Here is a 26,187-nt window from a genome sequence, read left to right on the forward strand (position 1 = left end):
TTTTTGACACTTAAAGCTAGGCTGTGGCTGATGGCGATCGACTTTCGGCTTCATATTCACCGGCGACGAGCAGTCGCCTCAGCAGTTTTCCCACGGGGGACTTCGGGATGGCGTCGACGAAGACGAAGCGGCGCGGACGCTTGAAGTTGGCCAGTCCGGAGTCGCGGCAGAATGCTTCGAGTTCGCCTTCGCTGACCGGAGCACTGCGCTTCACGAAAGCAGCGACGATCTTGCCCCATTTCTCGTCCGCGAGACCGACGACTGCTACCTCGGACACGGCGGGATGCAGCGACAGGCAGCTTTCGATTTCGACGGGAGATACGTTTTCTCCCCCCGTGATGATCATGTCATCGACGCGACCGGTGACGAACAGATCGCCATCCCGATCCGCAAAACCGGTATCGCCGGTGAAATACCAGCCATCTCGCAGAGATTTGGCGTCCGCATCAGGACGCCTCCAATAGCCCTCGAACGATTCGTCGCCCGCGAGCAGCGCGATGATTTCGCCTTCCTCGTTGAGCCCGGCCGTGTCCGCCGCCGACCGGGCCTCGAGTTTGACGACTTTGACGTGCTGGTTGATGCCCGCCCTGCCCGCCGATCCTGGTTTTGCAACAGAGTTCGGCTCGATAGTGAAGGTGTAGATTTCGGAGCTGCCGTAATGATTGACGAACAGGTCAGGTTTGAACGTCTGGTCCAATTTTTTCAAAAGGCCATCGGTCATTGGCGCGCCCGCGAATCCGAGCTTGCGCACGCTGGAAATATCGGTGTGCACGAAGTCGGGGTGATGGACGAGGTCGTGATAGAGCGTCGGAACCAGATAGAGATTCGTCACCCTCTCTCGCTCAATAGCCGCGAGGGCCTGTCTGGTGTCGTAGCGCGGCAGACACACAAAGGTTCCGCCGATCAACGACATTGAAATCAGCGATCGCACGCCCATGGTATGATAGAGCGGCATGACGCCGAGGGTACGTTCATCACGACCGTACAGATTTTGCGCCACATGGGCGACGCTTGCGGCGCGCTCCGCCCGGTGGCGGCGCGGAACCCCTTTTGGTTTCGACGTCGTCCCCGACGTGTAGAGCATGATCGACCAGGCGTCCGGACCCACGCGTGGCGTGATCTCAGGCACCGATTTTGCCAGCATCTCTCCGAACGAAACTGAACCTTGCTCCTCTGCGGCGATGCCGCCGACCGCGATACGCAGCGTGCGGCGCCCGAACTTCGAGCTCGCCACGGCTTCCGCCGAAACGCCTTCGTAGATCACCGCCCGCGATTCCGAGTTCTCGATGCAGAAATCGAGCTCCTCGGACTTGGCCCGCCAATTGACCGGAGTGATCACGATACCGGCGAATTGGCAGGCCCAATGGATGGTTGCGGCCTCCCAGCGGTTCTGCAGCGCAGTCACAATGTGATCGCCCGGCTTCAGCCCAAGCTCGTCGAACAACGCGACCACTGATGATATTCGCGCGTACCACTGCGAATATGTAAGGCGAAGGTCGCCATCGACGATCGCTACAGCAGTAGGGTCACGGGCCACGCTCGCAACGAAGCTGGTTCCAAGATCAAGCATCTGTCTTCTCTTCGCTTGTGGAGGAACTTGCCAGCTCACGCGCGGCATCGAGAGCCGCGCGGACGATGGGCGTATAGCCCGTGCAACGGCACAGATGACCACTCAGCAGGTCGCGGATATCGCCCTCATCGGGCGTCGGATGGTCGCGCAGCAAGTGATCAAGCGACATGAGGATTCCGGCCGTGCAAAAGCCGCACTGCAGCGCGTGATGGCGTTTGAACGCGGACTGCAGCACGCCGAGGCGGTCAGATGCCGGTGCGAGACCCTCCACGGTCCGCACTTCGCTGCCGTCGATCTGGACGGCGAGCGTCAGGCACGCCCGTGTGACCATGCCATCAACGGTGATGGTGCAAGCTCCGCAGACACCGTGCTCGCATCCGACATGGATTCCGGTGACGCCGATCTGGTGGCGCAGAAAATCGGTCAACAGCATCCGGGGTTCAGCCTCGCCATGCGCCGTCGAACCGTTCAAAGTGAAGCTGATATGATGCCGCCGCTCCGATTGCAGACGCGTCATTGCAATACCTCCCGCACGAGGTCGCGTCCGATCAAGCGGACCAGATCACGCCGATATCGGGCCGTTGCATGTACGTCGTCCCGCGCGTCCAGTTCGTATGCGAGCGCGTTCAACGCATCGTCGAGGGCGCTGCCGTCGAGGTGCGGCCAATCGCGCACGACGGCGGTGTCCGCAACGCCGCCGACCGCGAAGCGGACGCCGTTCAGATCGGCGACCGCCGCGCATGCGACGATCGCGAAATCGCCGTGACGCCGCGCCACCTCACGAAACGCGCAACGTGTCGCGTTGCCCGACGGAAAGGAAACCGCTTCGATCAATTCGTCGTCGGCGCGGGCCGTTGACATCATGCCCGTGAAGAATTCGCTGGCCGCAACCCTTCGGCGCTTCCTGGCGGTTCGCAAATGGACCTCACCACCCAGCGCCAGGAGAGCCAGCGGCATTTCCGCACTCGGATCAGCGTGCGCAATCGAACCGCAGATGGTGCCGCGGCTGCGGGTCTGGACGTGGCCTGTCCACGGCAGCGCCAACGCCACAAGATTCAATTTCTCGGCAAGCGAGGGCCAGGTCAGCAGAGCCGTTTGCCTGACTCCGGCACCGACCGTTACGGATCCGGCCCTGGTTTCGATGCGGTCGAGTTCCTTTAGCCGCATGATGTCGATCAGGACTTTCGGCTTTGCCAGCCGCGTGTTGAGCATCGCCATCAGCGACTGCCCGCCCGCCATGATCCGCGCGTCGCCGCCTTCGGCGGCCAGAACGGCAAGGGCTTCCTCGAGCGTCTCCGCGCGGACATAATCGAACCGAGCCGGCTTCACGACGGCCTCCTGAACAGATACCGCAGCTTGCCGATCAGGGACGCCCCGGTAACTGCAGCCGCCGCGCCGCCCGCCTGGCGGGCCAAGGCCGAAAAGAACTGTCCAATGATGACGCGTGCCGCTCCGTCCAGGAGACGCCCGCCGATAGTGGCGACCTTGCCGCCGATCGCGGCGTCGTATTCATAACGCACCAGCGTACCACCGTTCTCGGGCGCCAGCGTGATGCGACCTTCGCCACTGCCGAACCCGAGAGCCCCTTCAGCGGAGCCCCCCAGCGTCACGGCGCGGGGCGCGTCGAGATCGGACAATGTCACCTCGGCGCGGTAGCGGCCCTTGACCGGCCCGATTCCGATCGTGACGTCGGCACGAAAATGCGTGTCGGAGATCTTCTCTACCCCGTGACACCCCGGAATGACGGCCTGCAGTGTTGCGGGGTCGAGCAGCATCTCCCAGACCGCCTCGGGCGAAGCATTTACGTTCGCGCTGCCTTCGCCATTGAGTTGACGACCGCTCCTGCCGGATTCTGGCGTTTCGGCACGACGCCCAGCCGGAGGGATCGGCTCGGCCCCGCGAACGATCTCGGTCAATCTGGCGGGAACGATCGGCAGCTCCACGTCTTTGGTGCCAAGCGCATCGGCTACCGCGTTGGCGATGCAGACCGGCGTCGACATGCAATTCCCCTCCCCGACCCCCTTCGATCCGAGCGGAGTGAAGGGCGACGGTGTCTCCATATGAAGGATGACGGGATCCGGGACTTCGGCCGTGGTCGGCAGCAGGTAATCGGCGAATGTGCCCGTCAGGAAACTGCCGTCCGGCGCGTAAGCGTACTCTTCGTAGAGGGCGGCGCCCAACGCCTGCGCGAACCCGCCGCGGATCTGCCCGTCGACCATTGCAGGATGCAGGATGGTGCCGCAATCGTGCATGGTCACATAGCGATCGATGCGCGTCATCAGGGTCGTGCGGTCGATTTCAACGCCGCAGAAATCGAAGATGAAGCCGTAGCAAAGCGACGAGTTGATCCTGTCCTCGTCGTCCGGCGGCGTGAGTTCGGGCGGCGTCCAGAACACAGTCTCGCGAATGGTCTGTTGGACGTCATCGGGCAAGGTGCCGGGCGCCCAATGGCTCAGTGCGGCGAGCCGCGAGAACGCTATTCTGTTGTCCGGGTTCCGCTTCGAGTTCACGCTGCCGTTTGCGAACATGATGTCGTCCGCATCGGTATTGAACCGGCTCGCGGCGACGCGCGCCAGACGTGCTGCAATGCGTTCGGCAGCAAGCTTCGCGGTACCGGCGACCGCCGCAGCGAAGCGGCTCGCATAGTTGCCGGACGCGATCGACCATGCATCTTTCGCGGTATCGATTTCGGTATTGACCCCTACGTCAGCAGGAGTGAGGCCGAAGACGTCGGCCACCACCTGAGACAAAACGGTTCGGTGCCCCTGTCCCTGGGGGACCGATGCGACGTGAACGGTGATGCTACCGACGGGGTCGAGGGTCACGGTGGCCGTGGCTTGCGCGCCGTTTTTCGGTCCGGCCTTGCGGCGCTCGGCCGCGGTCAACACGGTGGTGATATACCCCATGTTTGAGACGCTTGGCTCGACTACAGCCGCATATCCGATTCCGTAGAGCCTGCCTTCGGCCCGAGCGGCGTCTCGGCGGGCTTTCAGCTTGTCGAGCGCCCCACCCGCGGTACCGCGCGCGATCGCTTCCTGATAGTCGCCGGAATCGAGCAAGGCGCCTGTCGCGGTCCGGTAGGGAAACGCATCAGCCGGAACCAGATTTCGCTTGATGACATCCAACGGATCGAGATTTAGCTCGACAGCGATCCGCTGCACCAACCGTTCCAGCGCAAAATAGACCTGCGGTCCGCCGAAGCCGCGATTCAAGCCAGTCGGCGTCTTGTTGGTAACGACGACCCGGTTCCGCACCGCGACGTGACGAACGTCATATGCGCCCGTCAGGTTGCCGTGCATGCGGTAGAGCGTGGCGGGTTCGGGCGCCCGCAAATGCGCACCGCAATCCTCCACCTGATCCCAGTCGAGCGCCAAAATCCTGCCATCGGATGCGACTGCCGCCGAAAGCGTGGTGGCACGGTTTGTCGCGGACACAGAGGCCGTCAGATGCTCCAGGCGGTCTTCGATCCACTTGACGGGACGATCGACCGCGCGCGATGCAGCGCAGAGAAGCACGATGTAGGGAAACACGCCCTGCTTGACGCCGAAACTGCCGCCGGAATCCGGAGGGGTACGCAGCCGCACGCGGTTGCCGGGCACTTTTAGGGCACGCGAGATCACCGCATGGATGCTGAAAGGTCCCTGGAAGTTTGCGAGTATGTCGAAGGCATCTTCTGACGCGTCATAATCAGCGATGACGCCATAGGTTTCGATCGGCGTGCATGAATTGCGGGGATATCTGATGTCGACCGAGATACGATGGGCAGCTTCGGCGAATGCGCGATCGGGATCGCCGTAGCGGAAGGCCCGGTCGCTCGCGACGTTCCCACGAAATCCATCATGAAGAACGGGGGATTCGGGCGACAACGCCTTGAGCGGGTCAATGTTGGCGGGAAGTGCCCGGTACTGCACGTCGATCAAGTCGATCGCATCTTCGGCCTTATATCTGTCAGACGCGATCACGACGGCGACCGGCTCCCCGACATAGCGGACCCGCCCGACGGCGATCGGCCAGCATTCGACCGGAGCCTTCACGCCGACGACAAGGCTGGCGGTCAATGCCTTGATGTCTTCGCCGGTCAAGACCGCGACAACCCCGTCCGCATGCCGCGCGACTTCGCTATCTATCCCAGCTATCTCAGCGTGAGCGTGGGGCGAACGCAGGATGGCGGCGTACAGCGTGCCGGGGCGGACGCCGAGGTCGTCGATAAAACGTCCGCGACCGGTTAGCAGCCCAGCATCCTCGACGCGATCGATCGAACGCCCGACCCACGGCCGGTCGGCGCCCCCGCTCTCGATCAATGTTGCGGTTCGGGCCGCGTCCTGCACCATGTCTTCGCCTGCTTCCCGACGCATTATTCGATGCGACGCAGACACTTGTCAGGACTGGGGGTGCAGGGCCATACCGCCCGCTCTCAGGACTTACCAAATCGTCTCATTTGAAGGAGCAGCCGCCGCAAATCAGCTCGCAAGACGCGAGACGTTGCGGAATTCGCGCGGGCTGACGCCGGCATGATCACGGAAGAAGCGCGTGAAGTGCGCGGGCTCGGGAAACCCGAAGCGCTCGCTGAGCTCGCCGAGCGGGGTGTCCTCGCGCATCACCGCGCCCAGCGCCCGTTCCATCCGCACGACATTGAGATAGAGCTTTGGCGAGACTCCGAGCGAGGTCTCGAACAGCCGGAAGAACTGCGCACGCGAGAGGCCTGCGCCCCTCACGAACTGATCGACGCTCGCGTAGGAATCCCTGCTACGCATGGCATCCATCGCGCGTCGGATCCGCCAGTCGCAGCTCACCGCGCTCATGCCCCGGATCGAGTTTGAAAAACTGCGCCAGGGCGTGAACCGCTCGATCACCGCAATCATGAGATCCGACAACGTCTGCTCATGGGCGCACAGGGCGTCCGGATGCGCCATCATATCGGCCGCGAGGCGCAGCGTAAGCTGGCGAATGCGCGGAGAAATCTCGCCCGACGGTTGCTCGAAGAACCCGGGCGCGCCGCTGGCGGCCCATCCCGGCCGGAACTCCTTTAGCCATTCAGGCTCTATATAGAGCGCCAGGATAAGGGTTCGCGGCCGGTTGACGTTATGCACGTAGGCGTGCGGCTTCCACCCGTCGACGAGCACGGTGGCCGTGTCCGTAAGCGGATAGACCCGGTCGCCAACCAGGAACTGCGTGTCGGCGCCTTCGACCTTGAGCAGGACATGGCAGTGATGATGGGCGTGACGGACCAGCGAACGGTCCATGTCGAGCAGAGCCACCCTGCCGAAAGCACCGTGAGCGATGCGCAGGGCCGTAGACATCAGGAGGACTTCCCTTGAGGCATTGCGATGCGGAATGATCTGGTTTCGGAAGCGCCAGTATAACTGGGATCTGGAACCGACGCTATTCGTGCGGATGGATTCAAGATGCAGTCATGCTGCGGCAATTGGATCACGACCGGACCTCTGCCAGAATTCGCGCGAATGCGGCGTTCGGATCGGCTTGCAGAGCCGCGGCCAGGTCGACCTGGTCCTCACCCTTCACACGTATCCGCTTGAAGGCGAGCTCGGGCGCATCGATGGGCGCTGTCGCGTCGAGGCCCATTTTTGCGCTAATACCATCGTTCGATGTCGGATCCAGCTTGGAGCCGAGGGCGCCGGCAACGACCAGCAAATCCCGGTCTGCCTGGAAGCGCGTGGCGACCGCCCATTCGATCTCGTCGGTGCTGCTGATATCAACGTCCCTGTCCACCACGATCACCTGTTTGACGTCGTAATGGGCCCCGAACGCCGACATCATGACGTTCTTCGGCTCGCCATCATTGGTCTTGTCAATCTTGATCGCGAGATGGTAGCGGCACGTGCCACCGCGCGTGAGGCGAACATCGAGCACATTGGGAAAGCTGCGCCGCAGATGCTGGAGCAGGGTCGCCTCTCGTGGAACGCCGCCGAGGATGAGGTGCTCGTAGCCACCGCCGACGATGGTGTGGAAGATGGGCTGCGCCCGATGCGTGATCGCGTCCACCTCGATCACCTCGCGATTGGCACGGGGACCGTAATATTGAGGAAATTCACCGAATGGTCCCTCCGGCTCGCGCACACCGGGCAGGATTCGTCCTTCGATCACAATTTCCGCGTGCGCGGGAACGCGCACCGAATTGGTCCGGCATTTCACGACGTCCACGGGTTTGCCCAGCAGCGCACCGGCAATCGCCATTTCGTCCTCGTCCAACGCCGCAATCGCCTGCGAGGCAAGCAGCAGGACCGGATGAGCGCCGATGACGATCGCGATTTCAAGCGCCTGCCCCTTCTTTTCAGCGATACGATGGTAGGAGAACGTGTGGCGCGGAAGCAGCAGGACGCCGATACGGTTCGGGCCGCTAATCTGGCAGCGGTGGATTGAGACGTTCTGGACGCCGGTTTCGGGATTGCGTGCGATCAGCAATCCGGCCGTGATATACGGCCCGCTGTCGCGCTCGTTGTGCTTGGGAATCGGAAGCTGGTGGAGCAAATCGACGTTGCCATGGACGACCTCCTGCACTGGCCCGCTTGCCACTTCATTGGTCGGCAGCGGCTCGCGCGCGGCCGCTAGAAATCGCGGCAGCAATTGATCCTCGCTGACCCCAATGGCGTCAGCGACCCAGTCACGACCGGTAAACAGATTGGCGACGATTGGAATCTCGTGTCCGCCGGGGCGCGGAAACAACACGGCACGGTCGCGCTCAAGGCGCTTGGCGACCGCGGCCAGTTCGTCGACGAGGCCAACGCCTTCGCGAGCAATCGCGAGCCTGCCACGTCCGATAAGATGGGTAAGCCATGCTCGCAGATCGGAAGGCGGATTAGCCTCTTGCCTTACCATGTGTTCAGTTCGCATATGACTGGTCTTTCCTCAAGTCGTCACAATCGTCAGGGAACGATCTTGCGCACCGCTCGCGGACGATGCTTCAGCGCATCGTCCTCGCCCCAGCGGCGCACGATGCCGACATCCACGTCGAACAGGTCGAGCACGCGGCCAACGGTATGATCGACCATCTCTTCCAGGTTCTCAGGCTTGGCATAGAACGCGGGCACCGGCGGCGCGACGATTGCGCCCATCTCGGACAATGCCGTCATCGTGCGCAGATGGCCGGTGTGCAGCGGGGTTTCGCGCACCATGAGCACCAGGCGTCGACGCTCCTTGAGCACGACGTCGGCGGCGCGGGTCAGCAGCGTAGTGGTCACGCCAGATGCAATTTCGGACATCGAACGCATCGAGCAAGGTGCTACGATCATGCCGGCGGTGCGGAACGAGCCGCTCGATATCGAGGCAGCCATGTCATCGATCGCATGGCTGACATTGGCAAGCCCCCTCACCTCCGCGATCTTCAGGTCCGTCTCATAGGCGAAAGTCAGTTCGGCGGTCTTCGACATCACCAGATGTGTCTCGACGCCGGCGTTGCGCAACAATTGCAGCATGCGCACGCCATAAGTGACGCCCGATGCACCCGAAATACCGATGATGAGCCGCTTGGGCGTGGCCTGCATGTTTGTCATTCCGCCCCCATGATTGGCGTTCGGGGGCCCATGACCGAGCCGCGCAACCGATGGACCAGACTATGCAGTGGCCATCATCAGCACAAATAATGATTGATTATGGTATCGATCACCTGAAATGATGGCTTCATCCGCAGAACGAGAGGAGAACGCCGTGGAAATCAGGCAGATGCAATATTTCCTGTGCCTGGCCGAAGAAAAGAGCGTCACCCGCGCGGCACGCCAGCTCAACATCGTGCAACCCGCGCTGAGCATGCAGATCGCTAAGCTCGAGGCCGAGCTTGGCCAGAAGCTGTTCGACCGCAGCGTTCAGGGGATGACGCTGACCAGCGCGGGCGAGACGCTGCTGCGGCTGACGGCGCCGATCGTGCGCGATGCCGAGCACGCGCAGCAGGAGATGGCGCAACTCGGCGGACGCATCTCCGGCCGGGTGTCTGTCGGCCTCATCACCTCGGTCGCGCAAAGCATCATGGCAAGGTCATCGGCAACCGTTGCCAGCCGATACCCCGAGATCACTCTGTCCGCCTGTGAAGGCTACACCGAAACGCTGGTCGATTGGGTCAACACCGGCCAGCTCGATTTCGCGCTCATCAACGTACCGCGCCGGCGGACTTCCCTCGCCGCGCATCACGTGATGGACGAGGAAATGGTCTTGGCCTGCCGGAAAGAGGGACCGATCAAGCCACCGGCAAGACTGCGCTTCGATCGCATCGCTGATTTCGATCTGGTGTTGCCCTCGAAACGGCATGGCTTGAGACTGATCCTCGACGAGCACGCTGCCGCGGTCGGCATCGACCTGAGACCGCGGCTAGAGCTCGACACCCTGCCAGCTCTGTGCGACGTGCTCGCGACGACCGATTTTGCAACGGTTTTGCCGACCATCGCGCTGCGGCAGTCCCTTTCGGCCGGGACCATCCGAGCCCATCGCTTCGGCGAACAAAAAATCGTTCGCTCGATTGCCTGGGTTCATCATCCACGAAGGGCGGTATCCGTCGCTGCAAGGGCCGTGCTTGACATTATCAGCCATGATCTGGCGGAGGCTGCGGCTTCGGTTCGGACGCTCGTGGGGTCGCCTTCTAGCGGCTCGCGCCAACAGCTTCGCAGACGAACTACCTTCTAGACTTCGATTCGCCGAACCCACTCGGAAGGATGACGCGCCGTAGCTCAGAATGAGACCGGTTGGTAAGTTTCGAGACGAACCGGCATGACGGTTACATTCCCGCCTGATTACGTTTTCGCCGCAAGCGCAGAATTCGTGGCGGGACAAGTTTTCCAGGCGAACGTCAAGGCCGCGGCCGCGGTGCCTCGCGCCATCCTAGCTCCCGGATATCTGGGCGAATTCCAACAGACTGCAATTCAAAAAGGCAGTCGAAAGATGGAGTCCGAACATGGGAAGGCTTGGTTGCAGCAGGACTACAAGGTGTACGGCGCGGCATGCAGAAGGCTTTAGGAGCGCCCGGAGATCGCTCCTGCCCATATGCGCGGCTGTGATCCTTGCGGTCGCGGGGGCGCCCTCCGCTGAAGCGCAACCCACCGATTATCCCAGTCGACTGATCCAGGTGTACGTGCCTTTTGCCGGAGGCAGCGCCAGCGACGTGATCACGCGTATCCTGCTCAACAGGATGGCCACGTCGCTGGGGCAGACTTTCGTGGTCGACAATCGCCCCCGCGCCGGCGGAAATATCGGCACTGCGGCAGCCGCGCATGCCGCACCGGACGGCTATACGCTGTTGATGAGCACCTCCGGGCCTCTGGCCGCGAATAAGTCGTTGTTCAGGGACCTCGGCTACGATCCACTGAAGGATCTCGCGCCGATTGGCCTGTTCGCCGTCCTGCCGAACGTCGTGGTCATCAATTCGAAACTTCCGCCGAAATCGCTTCGCGAATTGATCGGATACGCAAAGACACATCCCAAGGAACTGAACTATGGCACGGTCGGGGTCGGTTCGTCACAGCATCTGGCCGGCGCCTATTTCGAGCAACTCACCGGCACCGAACTCACACACGTCTCCTATCGCAACATTACCAACTACACGCCGGACTTCCTCTCCGGCCAGGTGCCGCTCGGATTCCAGCTTTTGCCCAACGTGATCGGCCTGATCAGGAACGGCGATGCGCGGGCACTCGCGGTCGCCAGCAGCAAGCGCATGACTGCGCTACCCGGCATCCCGACGGCTGCCGAGGCAGGCCTTCCGGACTACGAAAGCTCTGCCTGGCTTGCCCTGCTCGCGCCGGCCAACACTAACAAGGCCGTGATCGACAAGCTTTATGCCGCTGTGGTGGACGCCATGAATGATCCCAAGGTGCGCACCCTCTTCGTCGAGCAAGGCGCCGAACCGCTTGTCCTCGGCCCGGAAGAACTCAGAAACTTCATGGCGTCGGAAAGTGCCAAATGGGCCGCGATCATCAGAAAGATCGGAATTGAACCAATGTGAACGCGCCAGTTGAAACGGCCTGGGGCGGCGGCGCTACGTAAGCGTCGCTCTGAGGCCCATTTGATTGGTGCTTGACGTCTATTTTGAACGCGTGGTGCGCCGGCGCGGCTTCCATATTTCCGACAATGCGTTGACGGCGGCCTCGAGCGCCTTCCGGTCGACGACGTTGGGATCAAACTGCTCAGGGCCCCAGAGGCGCATTTGTTCGTGCTCCGGATGGGTGGGGTCGCGGATGGCGTCGAGGTATTCGGTATAGCCTGACGCACCGCCGACATCTTCCGGAGGACAACGGCCGGCGGCCTCGAGCAAGAGGGGAAGTCGCTCCGTTGTCGTGTTGTCGAACCACTTTTCGAGCTTGATCACGTGATCCCAGCTGTCGCCGAAGTCGTAGAGATAATGGATCGTCTTCGCGCCGGTCTCGTGAACGATATTGGAGAGCCGCGTCTTGCGAGCATCGATGGGCTGAGGGCCAAAATCTCCATCGGGATCAGGGATACCCCAACGTCCTTCGCCAGCCAAAAACTCGAAGAGATGGCTATTCGTCCAGCCAAACGCCGCCTGAAGCGTCAGATGCAGCCGATCAAGGCGCAGCGTGAGCGGCACGACAAGGCATCGCATCACCTCCGGTTTCACGTCCTTGAGAGTCACCTTGATCCGGACCGCGGTCGTGCTGAGGCTCATGCCGCAAGCCTCGGATCTTGTGCATGCATCGTATAGGTGGATGCCCAGGGAAGCAGTTCGTCCAGCCGTGCCGCCGGCCAGCCATTGACGAGCTTTGCGAGAACGTCGGCAAGCCAATACTCGGCGCTGACGCCGTTGAGCTTACAGGTCTCAATGAGCGACGCCAGCAATGCCCAATTCTCAGCACCCTCGTCACACCCGGCGAACAGGGCGTTCTTGGCATTGAGCTTGATCGGCCGCATCGCACGCTCGACTGCGTTGGTGTCCATTTCGATGCGCCCGTCATCAAGGTAGAGCGTCAAGCCGTTCCAATGACGCAGTGCATAGCGTAAAGCTTTCGCCGTCTCACTCTTCTGCGCGAGGTGACCAAGCTTCGCCTCAAACCACTGCTTCAAGGCTGCAGCCAACGGCCGGGCATGCGCCTGCCGGCCCGCGCGGCGCTCGGCGTCAGATCGGCCACGGAGGGCTTTCTCGACCGCGTAGAGCTGGGCGATGCGCTCGAGGGCCTCGCGGGCAACCGGCGCCGGCGCCGGCGAAGCCTCGCGCTCGATCTTCACAAACTGGCGCCGGAGATGCGACCAGCAGAATGCGAGCGTCCCGGACAAGGCGTCCGCACGCGTCTCTCGCATCATGGTCTTGTAAGCCTGATAGCCGTCGCAGTGGATGATGCCGCGATAGCCTTCGAGCAGTCGCAAGCCATGAACGGCGCCGCGGCCTGGTGCATAGGCATAGACCACGCCGGGCGGATCAGGCCCGGCCCAAGGCCTGTCATCGCGCGACAGCGCCCAGAAGTAGCCGGTTTTGGTCCTGCCGCGCCCGGGATCCAGCACCGGCGCCGGGGTCTCATCGACACAGAGCTTCGGAGAGGCGAGCAGAAGCTGGCGCAGTCGATGCCACAAGGGCTTCAATTCCTGGGCCGCATAGCCGACCCAGAAGGCGAGCGTGGAACGGTCGATGGCAATACCGTGCGTCGCCAGCATCTGCGTCTGGCGGTAAAGCGGCAAATGCCAATGATACTTGGCATCGATCACATGCGCGACGAGCCGCTCGGTCGGCAGTCCTCCCCTGATCAATCGCTCGGGAGCAGCATGCTGGAGGACGACGCCGTGACAGGCGCGGCAGGCCAGTTTGGGGCGGCGGGTGACGATAACGCGATACTGCGCCGGTACGACGTCCAGCCTCTGGCTCTCATCGTGACCGATCTCAAAAAGGTCGCCTGCGCAGCATGGGCAGCAGGTTGCAGCGGGCATCAGGTCCTCGATGATGCGCGGCAAATGCTCCGGCAGCTTGCCACGATTGGCCCTGCGCTCGGCAGCTCTCTTCTCGCGTGTTTTGGGATTGGCGCGGTCCTCGGCTGCTTCGAGAGCCGCGACAGCCTGATCAATATCCTCCAGAATAAGCTGGAGCTGATCAGCGTCAAGCTTTTCCGACGATCGACCGAACTGCGCGTCTTTTGCAAGCTTGAGCAACCGCTCGAGCCTGGCGCAGCGATCCAGCAGAGCCGCGGCAAAGGCACGCAACTCGGCTGGATCGCTCGGCAGTTCATCAGGCAAATCACTCATTGGCCCGAGTCTGCCATGCTTCGCGCCCCGATGCAGCGAAGATTTTATGTCCTACGCAAGCGCTTTCGGCTGCGGGATTCGAGGCGCATGCATGCGTGTCCAATCCATGCCGGCCAGAAGCGCGGACAACTGCGCGGCGTTCATTCGCATGACGCCGTCAACGACCGGCGGCCACTTGAAGGCGCTGCCCTCAAGCCGCTTCCAATACAGCACGAGGCCACTACCATCCCAGACCACGATCTTCACCCGATCAGCGCGCTTCGCACGGAAGACCACCGCCACGCCCTTCATCGGATCGTGGCCCAGCGTCTCCTTCGCCAACAGCGCCAGACCATCCGCGCCCTTCCTGAAGTCTACAGGTCGGGTCGCAACGTAAATCATGAGGCCAGCGGGAGCCGTCAGCATGAACGTGCCCGGCGCAACGCAACAAACACATCACTCAGCACGGCAAGTCCAGGCGTCCCTCGCACCTCAACTCGTGCCCCCTGGAGCTCAACCGTCACAACGGCTGCTTCCGGCGATGAGGAGGGCGCGGCAGCCGCCGATGGCGACGATTCCGACACCAACGGCACAAACGACAGTGCACCCGCCGCAGCTGGCAGCACCAGTTGACCTAAACGCGCCCGGCGCCGCCAGTCATGCACCTGCTGTGGCCGGCAGCCATGCCGGCGTGCGATATCTGTTACAACCGCGCCCGGCTCAAGGCTTTCCGCGACAATCCGGGCCTTCAAATCATCCGGCCACTGCTTACGGCCTGCGCCGGCGTACACTTCGATACGCTGTGTCAATGGTCGTCTTATGTCGTCCGAATGGTCGTCCATTATGAGCACCCTTGCAGAAGATGACTCTTCTAACGGTGCTCCCAAGATCGCGCACAGACAATCTAAAGGGCCGCGGCGCTACGCTTACGGCGCTACTCACCGCCGGCTGAGCGACCTTTGCCTTGGCGCCGCCCTGCTGACGCTTTTCTCTTCATGAACGAGCATGAACTAAGTGATCGCCGAACATCCGTGAGATTGGGATCTCTGGGTTATCTAACAACAAGTGATCGGTGGCTCTCCAGGAATTCCTCCGGCGGAGCTTCCAACCGCGCTGATCTCAACTAAGCTATCCGCGCAGGACAATTATTCGGCCCTAGGCTGCGCGCTTCATCAGCAGCCTGCGTTCTCGCGAATACCTGTTTTATTCGTGAGCGAAAAGCGCATCAAATTTATTCCCGTTGATCGGAGTCAACGTTGGCGCTTGGATTTAGGGAGGCCCTTGCTTTGTCCATCGACGTCTACATTCAAAAGACGGCGTGTCAATATCAATATCTGCTCCAGCGTTTCCGCATGTGATAGCCTTCCCTCAGGGTTGTACCAATAGGCCGAACGATCCCATTGGTTCATAATGGAAAGCGTGACGAACATTGGATCGACTGGATCGCTTTCACCGACGAAGTCTGTAACCAAACCGTGTATCTTGTATCTGTAATCGTCGAGACGCCTGCCAAAGTGTTTTCGGTCATCTTCGGAAAGAAACAGCTTCCCAAACTGAGGATCAATGAGCCGATCATTGGCCCGAGCGATCACCTGATGACGTAACTTATAACCCACATGACGCCGAGCGATTTCGAACAAGCGTTGGCCTCGCCCTATTTGATCGATATCTTTGAGGACGCACGAGAAGAAATTATCGATACCGAAATCAATCGCTGCTACGAGCAAAGCCTCCTTTGAAGGGTAGTAATTGTAAAGCGTCGGTGCACGCAGATCGACAGCGCTGGCAATTGTGCGCATACTGCAGGTCTCGTAACCTCGTTCAGCAAACAACGCTATGGCGGCCAGGAGAATGCGAATACGTGCCCGGCCAGCAGAAGATTCCGGCAGCTGAACAATGGCTGCCTCGTCGATTGCCTCGCCAAGATAACTGAGGGCTGCTCCGTCAGTTGGCACTAGCGCTCCTGTTCGAGTCCGCTTCATTACTGTCCGGCTCATCTACGTCTTGCTCCACACGACCAATCGACCTCAGCAAAAGAGTTGGCCGAACCATGCCGAACTGCCAAGCGCATCGATCCTCCAGACGGATAGTAGATACAGCCTAGACGCGCCGCACCTGCAACGAGGATTCAGAAGTACATAATTCAACCCCGGTGATCATCTCCGGGCAACTGTTAGAGACGATTATCTATTCGCGGATTCGCCTTCCTGCAGAAAGCGCCACATCACCTTGCCCGAGGCGTTCTTTGGCAACCCAACTACAAACTCGACAATCCGAGGAACTTTGTACGCGCTGACTTGGGTGCGGCACCATTCAATCAGGCTTTGCGCGGTGAGATCCCCATGCGACGGCTTGCGCACGACAAGGGCTTTCACTGTTTCGCCCCGGTAAGTGTCCGTTGAACTGATGATGCAAACTTCCTGAACTCCCGGATGTCGGAACATGAGCGCCTCGATCTCGGCAGGCCATATCTTGTACCCCGACGCGTTGATCATGCGCTTGAGGCGATCCGTGATGAAGAAATAGCCATCCTGGTCCTTATATCCGATATCTCCCGTACGCAGAAACCGCTTCCCGCCGATTGTCATAAACGCCTCTTTGGTGGCGTCTTCGCGCTTCCAGTACCCTCGAAAAATCTGCGGACCATGTACGACGATTTCGCCTTGCTCCCCGTCGGCCACCTCAAGCCCGCTATCGAGATCTATGATCCGCGCGTCGACGCTCATAAAGGGGATACCCAGGCATTGCAGCTTTGGCGTGTCGCACGGGTTCATCAGCGTAACCGCTGATGACTCGGTGAGACCATACCCTTCAACGAATTGCAGCCCAAATTGATCAAGCAGACGTTCGGCGATGGTCTGAGGCATCGCCGCACCGCCGCCCCCGATATAGACGAGGCTGGATAGGTCGTAGCTATCGAGACGGGGACTGGCCAACAGATCGATGATCATGGTGGGAATCGACGTCCAGTGGCTCACACCGTACTGCGAAATGAGTTGGCCGGCCACTTCGCGATCCCACCGCGGCATGATGACCATCGTTCCCCCCGAGAAGATCGAAGCGTGCATTACGCACACGATGCCCGTAATATGAAACAAGGGCAAAACCGCGAGACTCACCATTTCCGGCGTGCCGCTGGTCCAGAACGACATCGTTATGGCGTTGTGCATGACGTTCGAATGAGGCAGCATACACCCCTTCGGCAGACCGGTGGTCCCGCTGGTATACGGAAGAAGCGCGAGGTCATCGCAATTTATGAGCAGTTCGCCGGGCGCGTCATCTGTCCGCACTGCATCACGCCATTGGACGACGTTGCCGCGAGCGAGGTTCGGCGAAGGATGCCGCGCCGTTAGCCAGTCCCGCCACCCTTGCGGTATCGCCAATTGCTCGTCTTCACTGAACACATCGGCGAAGTGACTGAGGATCAGATGCTCCAGATGACTGCCGGATTCGATGCCATTGCTCGCAGCGGCTAGCTCCCCGGCCAAATCCGCTGTCGTAATCGCCACCTTTGCTTGCGCATCCGTGATGTAGTGACGCAGTTCTTCCGCTCGATTCATCGGATTGACAGGCACAACAACGGCGTTTGCTCGAGCAATTGCAAAGTGCGCGATCACGAGTTGAGGGCAGTTCTGCATCACCACGAGGACGCGGTCTCCCCGCCGAACGCCAAGCGCATGCAAACGGCCAGCCAATCGCTCAGAGGTCTGCTTCAGCTGCTGATAGCTGATGTTACCACCCAGGAAAGCCAATGCTGTCCGATCCGGATATCGGCGCGCATTGACGGCCAGATTGTCCCACAACGAGGTGGCGGGAGGCTCAACTGCAGCCGGCAGCCGCTTTGGCCAGGCCGTTAACGATCGCTTATCACGCTGCATTTTGCCAACCTTTAGTCCAGACGAAGAATTCGAACAGTCGCTCAACAGCGGCGCGGTTTCCGGGGTGTAGCTGTCACAGCATCGTTGGCGAGAATCCTCTTAGCTACATCCGTAGCTTTCCGGTCAGCCCACGCCGCCAACTCTGGTCATTTGTACACCAGCGGGCACTTTGACTCGGAAAGCGGCTGATAGACGTCTGCCCCGGATACTGTTTCGCGAACGTTGAGATCGTCCCATTCGCCGTTGGATGCCGCGGGTTTCTTCACGTCCAGGACGTACATGTCGTAGACCATGCGACCGTCCTCACGAATCCGCCCTCCCTTAGCGAAAACATCATTGATCGCCATTGTCTTCATGTGATTAAGCACCGTCTTCGCTTCGTCTGTCCCGGTCTCCTTGACCGCCTTCAGGTAAGTCGTGATGGCGGAATAGAGGCCGGCCTGGAGCATGATCGGCATTCTATTGCGCTCCTTGAAGAAACGCTGACTCCACGCCCGCGACTCATCGTTACGATTCCAATAGAATCCCTCCACCAGAACCATGCCTTGCGCGGCTTCCAATCCGATCGCATGCACATCCATCAGCGTCGCGGCCATCGGGGCAAGTGTCTGGGAAACCCCGAACTCGCGCGCCGCCTTAACCGCGTTGATCAGATCGCCGCCCGCATTTGCCAATCCGATCACATCCGCTCCCGAGCTTTGAGCGCTCAGCACGAATGACGAAAAATCAGAGGTTCCGGTCGAATGCTTCCGCGACCCGATGACCTTGCCACCCGCAGCGATGATCGCTTTGGTCGCATCCTTCTCGATCGCCTGACCCAGCGCATAGTCAACGGACAGGAAATACCAGTTCTTGTTACCTGAGCGCGTGATGGACCCGGCCAGAGCGCGGGAGATTCCGTACGTGTCCCAGGTATAAAGCACAGTATTTGGCGAGCATTGCTCGTTGATCAAACTGACGGTTCCTGCACCAGTGACCATCAGGACGCGATTTTTTTCGCGCGTAAGTCCCGATACCGCCAAAGCAACTGCTGAATTGATCGAATCCGTGACCATATCGACACCGTCGACATCATACCACTCGCGAACGCGGGTCATCGCGATATCCGGCTTGTTCTGATGATCGGATACGACCAGTTCGACCCTGAATGGAGGTTCTTCATTCTTGACGAAATCATCAATGGCCATGCGCGCCGCGACTACCGAGCTTGCCCCGCTGAGATCCTGAAAGACACCAGACATATCGCCGAGGATGCCGATCTTCACGACGTCGTTTGAAATACCCAGTCGCTGCGCTTGCAGGCCTCCCGTGAACATCACTCCGAGAGCGGACGCGAGCATTAATCCCCTGGCAATCCCCATAGAATTCTCCTCCTCATTTCGTGATTGGTCTTTCAACGAGGTGAGGCCACACCGAAGCGAGCCTGACTTCGCATCCAGGCTTATCGATTAAAACTTCCTTCGATCCATTCCCCAATCGCCTTCATTGTCGAGGCGGTCTCCGGCAGGAACGGAAAGATTGTGTAGACATGCACGGAATCATCCACGATCCGCGAGGTCACATCGACTCCGGCCTTCTGTGCACGCTCGATCAAGCGAGTTGTATCGCTCAGCAGCACCTCTCCTTCGCTCGCGGTCAGGAACAGCGGCGGAAGCCCGGCGAGATCGCCGTAGAGAGGAGAGACCATGGGGTCTGTGGGCTCATGCCCCTGGAAATACGAAGCGCCGAGATATGTGAGCATGTCGCGATTTGCGGCGGGATCATCTCCGGCGAACTGGGATACGCTCGGTCCGCGCAAAGTAAGGTCGACGAATGGGCACACGCCGATGATGCCGGCCGGCAACGGAGTTCCTGCGGTCTTCAGCGCCAGCGCCAACGCAAGCGCGAGTCCGCCGCCGGACGATTCTCCGCTGAGGATGATGGAAGACGCCGGAACGCCGCTATTAACAAGGCCACGATATGCGTCGAGCGCATCGTCTATCGCAGCTGGGTACGGATGATCCGGCGCCAGCCGATAATCCACGGCAATGGACGTACCACCGACGGCTTCCGCGAGCCGATGCGCATATTCAAGCGATCCGCGCGCTGAACCGAGCACGTAGCCCCCACCATGAAAATGCAGAACGGTCGGCGCGTTTGCGCGCTTCCTCAACGCATGCACACGCAGCGACGGGACGCCATGCAACTCAAGGGACTCGACCCCAACCTCCTTACTGAGGGGAAAATTCGTCGCCAGAAATTCCTCGTATCCTTCTCGAAGCCCGTCATGCCCACGCGCAACTTGCTCGGGCGAGAACGCATTTTTCCAAAGAGAAAACGCGCGCTGGCTCTCCGGCCGCTTCAGGCTCTTGCCTTCCTTGGTGGCCGACAAACCCAAAACTTCGCCGGCAGGCAGCTTGACGGCCTTCAACACATCATATCCCCAGACAAATCCCCATGTTGTCTCCGTCATGGGATCGATGTGCTGCATACCCTTCCAGCGTCCATTCCTTGCTCGAATGCGATCAGGCTCCGTTTCGTGGGTGAGTTTCACCATCGCACGAGCGCCTGCTTGCACACGCGTTGTCCGTGGACGGCGGCGTTGCTCGTATTCCTGAAGCGCAGTTGGAACGTCTTTCTTCGAGGCCTTTTCCAGCACCGTCGCCATAGTCCAGGCGTCCTCGATGCCTTGCGCAGCACCTTGCGCCAGGAAAGGCACCATAGGATGCGCGGCATCCCCCATCAGCGTCACGCGCCCATACGTCCAACGGTCGATTGGATCGCGGTAGTACATGCCCGTGATAAAGCCGGATTCGATCTGCTCCATCATCTTCCGCGCCCTCGGCTCGATGTCGGAAAAGGATCGTCGCAGGTCTTCAATGTCGCCGCTTTCGGTCCAAGATTCGCGTTGGACCTCCGCAGCGGGTACCGAGGCCAGAATGCTGTAGAGATTGTTCGGCCGCACCCAGTAGGTGATCAGCGTGCGCCCCGGCCCAAGCCAATAATTTCCCTTCTCTTCGAGATGAACATCACGCAACATTTCCGCGGGGATCAGCGCTCGCCACATCAAGATGTTCGAAAACTGCGTCGGCTCCGCGCCCCGCAACTGTTTTCGGATTACGGAATGGATACCGTCCGCACCGATCAGAATATCGCCGCGCACTTGCTCGCCCGAAGCGAGGCGAACGGTCACACCGTCGTCGTCTTGCTCAAAGCCAGCGACTTGCGCACCGAATCTCAATGTTCCCGATGGAACGGCGCTCGCTAATAGATCAAGAAGGTCGGCGCGATGAATATTGTACAGCGGCGCGCCCCAATGCCTGGTTCCGAGATCGCCAAGCGGTGACAAGTTTAACAGCTTACCGGTGCTGATATCCCGCATCTCGTACGACTGCGGAATCACGCTGACGTTTGCAACGTCTTTTTCAAGGCCTAGCTCGCGAAGGACCAGCGTAGCATTGGCGGCAATCTGAATGCCGGCACCGATCTCCTTGAGCGCTGTCGCCTGCTCCAGGACGAGGACCTCGTGCCCCTTCTGATGAAGCGCAATTGCTGCAGTCATGCCGGCAATTCCGGCTCCTACGATAATCATCCGCATCGGTTGTCTCGCTCCACCAGCTGCCGTGATCGACTACTAACGAATGTTCGTAAGTAGCTTCACTCCGGCAACCTCGTCAAGCGGATGCTCTTGGTTCACCGCGCTTGGCCGAGCCGGACCACCACAATGCCGTCGCTTCAACCAATTGATTTTGCTGAGGACTCTATGAAAAGAGAGAGAGAGAGAGAGCCCGCCGGGACGGAGGTAGCGCCTACGATCCGGGACCAGGATCTTCCCTGGTATCGCGGCGACAACACCCGCCACGCGGCCAGCTGGCCCCTCAAGCCCCGGCGCCCTAGGGTCCGGGCTCAGTTGGCCACCGCGAGATTGCGGCTGCGAGCAGACTGCAGACAGGAAGATGTCTGCGCGCTTGTCATATCGAGTTGCGATACGGCGGAAGTCTTTGAGCCGGCAGAACATGCGCTCGATGACGTTTCGACCTCATATGCTGCTTTGTCGTAGCTGCGGATGCTTGCGGGTCGGATTTAGCGGGATCATGGCCTTGATACGGCGTGCGGCCAGTTCGTCGCGTAAGCTCTGGCGTCGTAGGCTCGATCGGCCAGCAAGCGGCGCGGATTGCGGATTATGCCGATCAGGTCGCGTGCACCGACCAGGTCGTGGGTGTTGCCCGGGGTAATCAGGAAGGCCAAGGGACGGCCGACATCGTCAGTCAGCGCGTGGATTTTGGTGGTCTGCCCGCCCCGCGAGCGGCCGATTGCATTGTTGAAGGCCCCCCTTTTGCGCCAGCTGCGGAGCGATGGGCTTTGATGTAGGTCGAGTCCAGCGAGATCGATCCGTACATGCCGGTCGATCCGGTCAGCGCGTAAACGCGGAAGCTACTCTCAACCACCTCTCAGTTTTCAGAGATCGCCTCATGCCGCCGAATCGCGAGGAGTGTTGAGTAATTTTCATCAGGTGGAAATGGTGCGGTAAAGAGACGCGAAGCTGTGACCTGTCGTTAAGCACGCCTGTTTTTGGAACTAGACGACGTATCCTGTCGGTGCGGTAGCTATGTGGTAAGCAATCGGATCGTTCGAGTGGATACTGGGGTAACGCTTTGATTTTGTTGGTACAGTTGGGTGGGCTCGAACCACCGACCTCCTGTTCCACAGAACGAAGGTCGAGATTAGACCGCACCAATTTCGCACCAGAAACGGCGCTAGCGAAACGCCACAAACGCGATCTCCCCGAACGAAAAAGCAGAAAAATCCACGAAGGCGATCGATATTCTGCGGCTCATAACGATCTGGTTGCTGGTTGAAGGCGTGCCGCACACGTCGGGAGATCGTTCGCCCTCGATTTGACTAGCCTCTTTTACCCTGCGGCTTCGAAGCCGCCATTACTTCGTACGCTCGACCGCCGCGTGATAGCTTCGCCACTAGATGGGCTTTTTTCTGCTCAGCCTTCCAGGATATTCCTCTGGTCAACCGCCAATTGCGGTCGCCCAGCTGACATCATAATGAGCGCTCAACAACTTCATTGCGAGGACAGCAACGAGAACGCAGACGATTTGCAACAACGTTCTGGTCGAGAACACTCTATTGAGCGCCATAATGCCGCCTTTAGCGCTGGTGACCGAGTCGGATTCCAAGCTTGAGTGCCTTTTGGCGGAGTGAGCCTTCGGAGCGCTTTGTGAGCTTCGCGATTTTTGCAACGGGCGTCTTTGCTTTCGAATGAGCACGCAGCTCTTTCACGTCAGCCGTTGTGTATTCACGGCGCACAGTTTTCTTCTTTGTAGCCGTCTTCTTTGCGTTCTTCGCCACTCTAAGCTCCTCGATTCGAGAGTGGGCGTACTAGCACAGCCGCATTGAGGCGCAACTCTCGATCAGTTGACTCTGAACCCTGGTCCCGGCGCGCTGTCCGCAAGTGGGCCAGCTCACAGTTGGGCTTACGCAATCTGTGATAGATTGGCTTTTTGCGCACTTTTGGGGGATGGTGTGAATGCCGAAGAACATTGTGATCTTTTCCGACGGCACAGGTCAGGCTGGCGGCATCAATTTCGACGAAGCGCGGACAAACGTTTACAAGCTCTACCGCGCCTGCCGCGTCGGCCCGGACACGAAGGTCGAACCATCCGAACAGGTCGCCTTCTACGATGCCGGTCTCGGTTCGGCGTCGGATGGCGGTCATTTCAAGATTGGCTGGATGCGATGGCTGTACAATCTCGCCAGCATGGCGACGGGCCTGGGGATCACTCGGAACATTGTCGATTGCTACGCCGCTATCATCGCCCTGTATGAGGAAGGCGATCGGATCTTCCTGATCGGTTTCAGCCGGGGCGCCTACACGGTCCGATCGGTTGCAGGGATCATGACCCATTGCGGCGTCCCGCGCCATATGCCCGATGGCTCGCACTTGCGCCGCGATCCAAAGAGCATCCACAAGCTGGCCGAGCATGCGGTCAAGGATGTCTATCAATTTTGTCCATCCTACTCGCGCAAGATTCTTGGATACCGGCGGTTCCTGCTGGAGACTCGAGATGCAATCGCTGCACAATTTAGACGGCAGTACGGCAGTACAACCACCGTCAACGGCGCCGAGCACGCGAACGTCTTTCCCTACTTCATCGGCGTGTTCGATACTGTCGCCGCCCTCGGCCATAAATATCTGGGCGCGGCGCTCGTGACCGCCGGCATTGCGCTACTGATCGGGTTGCACTGGCTCGGTGGCTTCCTTCAGCCGGTCTTTCCATGGGCCGGATGGGTGGCCTGGATTCTGAGCTACCTCGGCATCGCCACAGCGCTGATTGCTTTTCTCATGAACTATCTGAAGATCGCGCCATCCTTGCCCGGCTATGGATTATGGAAGCGCCTCCAAACCGTGCATCTCGCCCCGCCGAAGCACAAATTCTACGACACCACCCTCAATCCCAACGTGGGCTACGCCAAACATGCGATCTCGATCGACGAGAACCGCGCCGATTTCAAGCGCGTCGGCTGGTCGCCCACAGCCGAGAAGCAGGACCAACGAGACGCGCACGGCAATCTTTACTTCGAACAGGTCTGGTTTCCGGGCGTGCACGCCGATGTCGGCGGCGGCTATATCGAGAACGAGGCTCGGCTCTCAGACGTCGCGCTCAATTGGTTGCTCGCCGGAGCTTCGCTCATTCCGGGCGGCCTGAAACACGACGGCAGTGTGCTACGGCTGTCGCCCAATCCCGCGGGTCCCCAGCACAATGAGCAGGCGGGAGGCTTCCTCAAGGCCGGGGTTCGTGACCTACCGATCGATCCCGAGACGGAAGAATCGAGATCACCGATGCACAAATCGGTGTATCGGCGTTTCGAGGCGGCGTCCGTTCTTCTCTACGATCGCATAGTGGCCTACCGCCCGGACAACATGAGGGTCCACGTCGACTTCAAGCACTATTTCGATGGGAGCGCGGCGCAGCTGCCCCAATGCGTCGCCGATGACATTGAACAGAAGTGGGAATACGCCGGCCATGTCGGGCGGCTCTGACCCAGATACAACAGTGAGGAAGCGGTTCTGTCGGGCGGCCTTCGAGACGCGTTTGGCCTCCGCCGAGACGAGGATGGCACATCACAATGCCGAGAGTGGACTCGCCACCCGGCCATCAAAAACACCGTTTGAAAAACCGTTTTAGTTCGACCTTCTCAAACGGTTTCTCTCGCTAAGGTCTTGATTTATATGGTGGGCGCACCAGGGCTCGAACCTGGGACCCGCTGATTAAGAGTCAGCCACGAGTTAAGAACGTTCAATGATTAGGCGGGTCGCCGCCTTAGCATACTCGGCCAAAAATTGGCATCCGTCGCACAGGCATAGAGCGTCCGCTCGGATGACACTATTTCCGGACGAGCGATAGGCTTGGCCGACATCAACTGCAATGCCCGCGAGCCTGCCGGTCCCAGTTGGAGCCAATCGCAGGATCTAGCGGGATCGTGCGTGGCGGTGCCGTCGCACACGCACGACTCTACAAAGGGAACCATATCTCCGGTGACCGGTTGGACCCCTGTTGAGTTGTGCGGCCAGTTGGGCACCAGCGGCCCCGTCCCAGCACCGGCCATCCGTCGGGGACGAATCCCGTGATGGATCACGCGACCAGAGTTGAGAATCGATTGTTAGCAGCGTTGCCGCCGGCGGATTTTGCCTTGCTTGCACCTCATCTGCGGAAAGTCGTGCTCGAGCGCGACGCAGTGCTGGTCCGATCGGGCGACCGGATCAATCACCTTCTCTTCCCCTGCAGTGGCGCGATTGCCTTTATTGTGGACTTGCCGAACGGGCAGACCGTCGCCACGGGGCTGGTCGGCCATGAGGGTGCCATCGGTCTGACGTCGGCGCTTGGCGCATCCCGCTCCCCCCTGACGGCGGTGGTCCGCGTCCCAGGGGCCGTGCTGCAGATCCCGGCGGCGCAATTTCTGCCGGCGCTGGGTCGCAGCCCCGCGATCGCATCCATGGTGCAGATCTTCACGAGATCGCTGCTGACGCAATTTCAGCACGTCGCGGCCTGCAATGCACTGCACTCCGTCGAAGCTCGGATGGCCTGCTGGCTGCTTCAAATTCATGACCGGGCGAATGGCAGCAATCTCCTCCCTTTGACCCAGGAGACTATGTCGGAGCTACTGGGCGTCCGACGCACCACGGTCACGCATGTTGTGAGGGCGTTGCGCGCGTCAAGAGCGTTGAAATCCAACCGCCGCGGTCAGCTCGAGATTGACCGGCCGCGGCTCGAAGCCGTGGCATGCGAGTGCTACAAGGTGATGAGCCGCAGGATCGATCGAATAATCTCGCGTGGCGGAGCAGGACTTATTCAAGCGGCGCCGGCACGAGACGCCTACCAGCCGCCCGGCAACCGACTATCCAGGGCAGGCTCGTAGACCCAGGCCTCTCGCGCGAACCACTCGTGTGTAGCCGCGCAGACCCGACAATAGGTGCGCGAGAAGAATACCGCGCTGCAGCGAAACCTTTCGCGATCAGTCTCGATACCCGTCGAAATAGCGTCGCCCGTTTCCGGGCACTTGATCATTACCACACCCATC

Annotated in this window: 22 protein-coding genes and 2 pseudogenes; 5 read left to right on the top strand and 19 right to left on the bottom strand. The window is 60.2% G+C overall.

Annotation, left to right across the window (positions count from 1 at the left end; all coding sequences use genetic code 11):
- Positions 1–16: 16 nt before the first annotated feature.
- From IVB54_RS24125 to IVB54_RS24155, 7 genes are all read right to left on the bottom strand, one after another.
- Complete coding sequence (locus IVB54_RS24125) at positions 17–1,570, bottom strand: AMP-binding protein (protein ID WP_026233691.1); 1,554 nt, start codon at positions 1,568–1,570, stop codon at positions 17–19.
- Positions 1,563–2,087: a (2Fe-2S)-binding protein gene (locus IVB54_RS24130; protein WP_018458935.1), complete on the bottom strand. Its 525-nt coding sequence runs from the start codon at positions 2,085–2,087 to the stop codon at positions 1,563–1,565. The genes IVB54_RS24125 and IVB54_RS24130 overlap by 8 nt, the downstream gene beginning before the upstream one ends.
- Complete coding sequence (locus IVB54_RS24135) at positions 2,084–2,899, bottom strand: FAD binding domain-containing protein (protein WP_018458936.1); 816 nt, start codon at positions 2,897–2,899, stop codon at positions 2,084–2,086. The genes IVB54_RS24130 and IVB54_RS24135 overlap by 4 nt, the downstream gene beginning before the upstream one ends.
- Positions 2,896–5,901 carry a molybdopterin cofactor-binding domain-containing protein gene (locus IVB54_RS24140; protein ID WP_247335551.1) on the bottom strand — a complete coding sequence of 1,002 codons (3,006 nt, stop codon included), beginning with the start codon at positions 5,899–5,901 and terminating at the stop codon, positions 2,896–2,898. Before IVB54_RS24140 ends, IVB54_RS24135 begins: the two co-directional genes overlap by 4 nt.
- 129 nt (positions 5,902–6,030) lie before the next feature.
- Complete coding sequence (locus tag IVB54_RS24145) at positions 6,031–6,870, bottom strand: helix-turn-helix transcriptional regulator (RefSeq protein WP_018458938.1); 840 nt, start codon at positions 6,868–6,870, stop codon at positions 6,031–6,033.
- 130 nt (positions 6,871–7,000) lie between these two features.
- On the bottom strand, positions 7,001–8,422 hold the full coding sequence (locus IVB54_RS24150) for a UbiD family decarboxylase (RefSeq protein WP_026233693.1): 1,422 nt from the start codon (positions 8,420–8,422) through the stop codon (positions 7,001–7,003).
- Between the two features lie 32 nt (positions 8,423–8,454).
- On the bottom strand, positions 8,455–9,072 hold the full coding sequence (locus IVB54_RS24155) for a UbiX family flavin prenyltransferase (protein WP_026233694.1): 618 nt from the start codon (positions 9,070–9,072) through the stop codon (positions 8,455–8,457).
- Positions 9,073–9,235: 163 nt separating this feature from the next.
- Here IVB54_RS24155 and IVB54_RS24160 point away from each other — a divergent pair, with 163 nt between their 5' ends.
- The 3 genes from IVB54_RS24160 to IVB54_RS24170 all read left to right on the top strand — a co-directional run bounded on the left by IVB54_RS24160 (position 9,236) and on the right by IVB54_RS24170 (position 11,516).
- The gene (locus tag IVB54_RS24160; RefSeq protein WP_026233695.1) at positions 9,236–10,201 is read left to right on the top strand and encodes a LysR family transcriptional regulator; all 966 of its coding nucleotides are present in this window, start codon (positions 9,236–9,238) and stop codon (positions 10,199–10,201) included.
- Between the two features lie 84 nt (positions 10,202–10,285).
- Positions 10,286–10,531, top strand: coding sequence for a hypothetical protein (locus IVB54_RS24165; protein WP_018458942.1), 246 nt, complete (start codon positions 10,286–10,288; stop codon positions 10,529–10,531).
- Positions 10,532–10,646: 115 nt separating this feature from the next.
- Entirely contained in the window at positions 10,647–11,516 is an 870-nt protein-coding gene (locus tag IVB54_RS24170) for a tripartite tricarboxylate transporter substrate binding protein (protein WP_245288519.1), read from the top strand.
- Between the two features lie 78 nt (positions 11,517–11,594).
- Here IVB54_RS24170 and IVB54_RS24175 read toward each other — a convergent pair whose 3' ends face one another.
- The 11 genes and pseudogenes from IVB54_RS24175 to IVB54_RS24225 all read right to left on the bottom strand — a co-directional run bounded on the left by IVB54_RS24175 (position 11,595) and on the right by IVB54_RS24225 (position 22,956).
- Positions 11,595–12,197 (bottom strand): plasmid pRiA4b ORF-3 family protein, encoded by a 603-nt coding sequence (locus tag IVB54_RS24175; protein WP_247776472.1) that lies wholly within the window; start codon positions 12,195–12,197, stop codon positions 11,595–11,597.
- Positions 12,194–13,759: an IS66 family transposase gene (locus IVB54_RS24180; protein WP_247776473.1), complete on the bottom strand. Its 1,566-nt coding sequence runs from the start codon at positions 13,757–13,759 to the stop codon at positions 12,194–12,196. Before IVB54_RS24180 ends, IVB54_RS24175 begins: the two co-directional genes overlap by 4 nt.
- A 51-nt stretch (positions 13,760–13,810) precedes the next feature.
- Positions 13,811–14,164: an IS66 family insertion sequence element accessory protein TnpB gene (tnpB, locus tag IVB54_RS24185; RefSeq protein WP_091898177.1), complete on the bottom strand. Its 354-nt coding sequence runs from the start codon at positions 14,162–14,164 to the stop codon at positions 13,811–13,813.
- The gene (locus tag IVB54_RS24190) at positions 14,158–14,580 is read right to left on the bottom strand and encodes a transposase (RefSeq protein WP_247365184.1); all 423 of its coding nucleotides are present in this window, start codon (positions 14,578–14,580) and stop codon (positions 14,158–14,160) included. The genes tnpB and IVB54_RS24190 overlap by 7 nt, the downstream gene beginning before the upstream one ends.
- 408 nt (positions 14,581–14,988) lie before the next feature.
- Positions 14,989–15,735 carry a TetR family transcriptional regulator gene (locus IVB54_RS24195; RefSeq protein ID WP_083926536.1) on the bottom strand — a complete coding sequence of 249 codons (747 nt, stop codon included), beginning with the start codon at positions 15,733–15,735 and terminating at the stop codon, positions 14,989–14,991.
- A 186-nt stretch (positions 15,736–15,921) separates the two neighbouring features.
- Positions 15,922–17,616 (bottom strand): long-chain fatty acid--CoA ligase, encoded by a 1,695-nt coding sequence (locus IVB54_RS24200; protein WP_026233697.1) that lies wholly within the window; start codon positions 17,614–17,616, stop codon positions 15,922–15,924.
- A gap of 146 nt (positions 17,617–17,762) precedes the next feature.
- Positions 17,763–18,977: an ABC transporter substrate-binding protein gene (locus tag IVB54_RS24205; protein ID WP_247335525.1), complete on the bottom strand. Its 1,215-nt coding sequence runs from the start codon at positions 18,975–18,977 to the stop codon at positions 17,763–17,765.
- Between the two features lie 80 nt (positions 18,978–19,057).
- Positions 19,058–21,193, bottom strand: coding sequence for an alpha/beta hydrolase fold domain-containing protein (locus IVB54_RS24210; RefSeq protein WP_247363378.1), 2,136 nt, complete (start codon positions 21,191–21,193; stop codon positions 19,058–19,060).
- A 295-nt stretch (positions 21,194–21,488) separates the two neighbouring features.
- Positions 21,489–21,631: pseudogene (locus IVB54_RS24215) on the bottom strand (transposase); the annotation flags it as partial.
- A 209-nt stretch (positions 21,632–21,840) separates the two neighbouring features.
- Positions 21,841–21,983: pseudogene (locus IVB54_RS41700) on the bottom strand (IS5/IS1182 family transposase); the annotation flags it as partial.
- A gap of 772 nt (positions 21,984–22,755) precedes the next feature.
- The gene (locus IVB54_RS24225; RefSeq protein ID WP_026233801.1) at positions 22,756–22,956 is read right to left on the bottom strand and encodes a hypothetical protein; all 201 of its coding nucleotides are present in this window, start codon (positions 22,954–22,956) and stop codon (positions 22,756–22,758) included.
- A 178-nt stretch (positions 22,957–23,134) separates the two neighbouring features.
- Here IVB54_RS24225 and IVB54_RS24230 point away from each other — a divergent pair, with 178 nt between their 5' ends.
- Positions 23,135–24,649 (top strand): DUF2235 domain-containing protein, encoded by a 1,515-nt coding sequence (locus tag IVB54_RS24230; protein ID WP_018459415.1) that lies wholly within the window; start codon positions 23,135–23,137, stop codon positions 24,647–24,649.
- 584 nt (positions 24,650–25,233) lie between these two features.
- Positions 25,234–26,025 (top strand): Crp/Fnr family transcriptional regulator, encoded by a 792-nt coding sequence (locus IVB54_RS24235; RefSeq protein ID WP_088930821.1) that lies wholly within the window; start codon positions 25,234–25,236, stop codon positions 26,023–26,025.
- Here the strand turns inward: IVB54_RS24235 and IVB54_RS24240 are convergent.
- Positions 25,983–26,186 (bottom strand): hypothetical protein, encoded by a 204-nt coding sequence (locus IVB54_RS24240; protein ID WP_083926557.1) that lies wholly within the window; start codon positions 26,184–26,186, stop codon positions 25,983–25,985. The two genes, IVB54_RS24235 and IVB54_RS24240, sit on opposite strands and share 43 nt — an antisense overlap.
- Position 26,187: the final 1 nt, after the last annotated feature.

The organism is Bradyrhizobium sp. CW1, from assembly GCF_023100665.1.
GTDB classification, from domain to species: domain Bacteria; phylum Pseudomonadota; class Alphaproteobacteria; order Rhizobiales; family Xanthobacteraceae; genus Bradyrhizobium; species Bradyrhizobium canariense_D.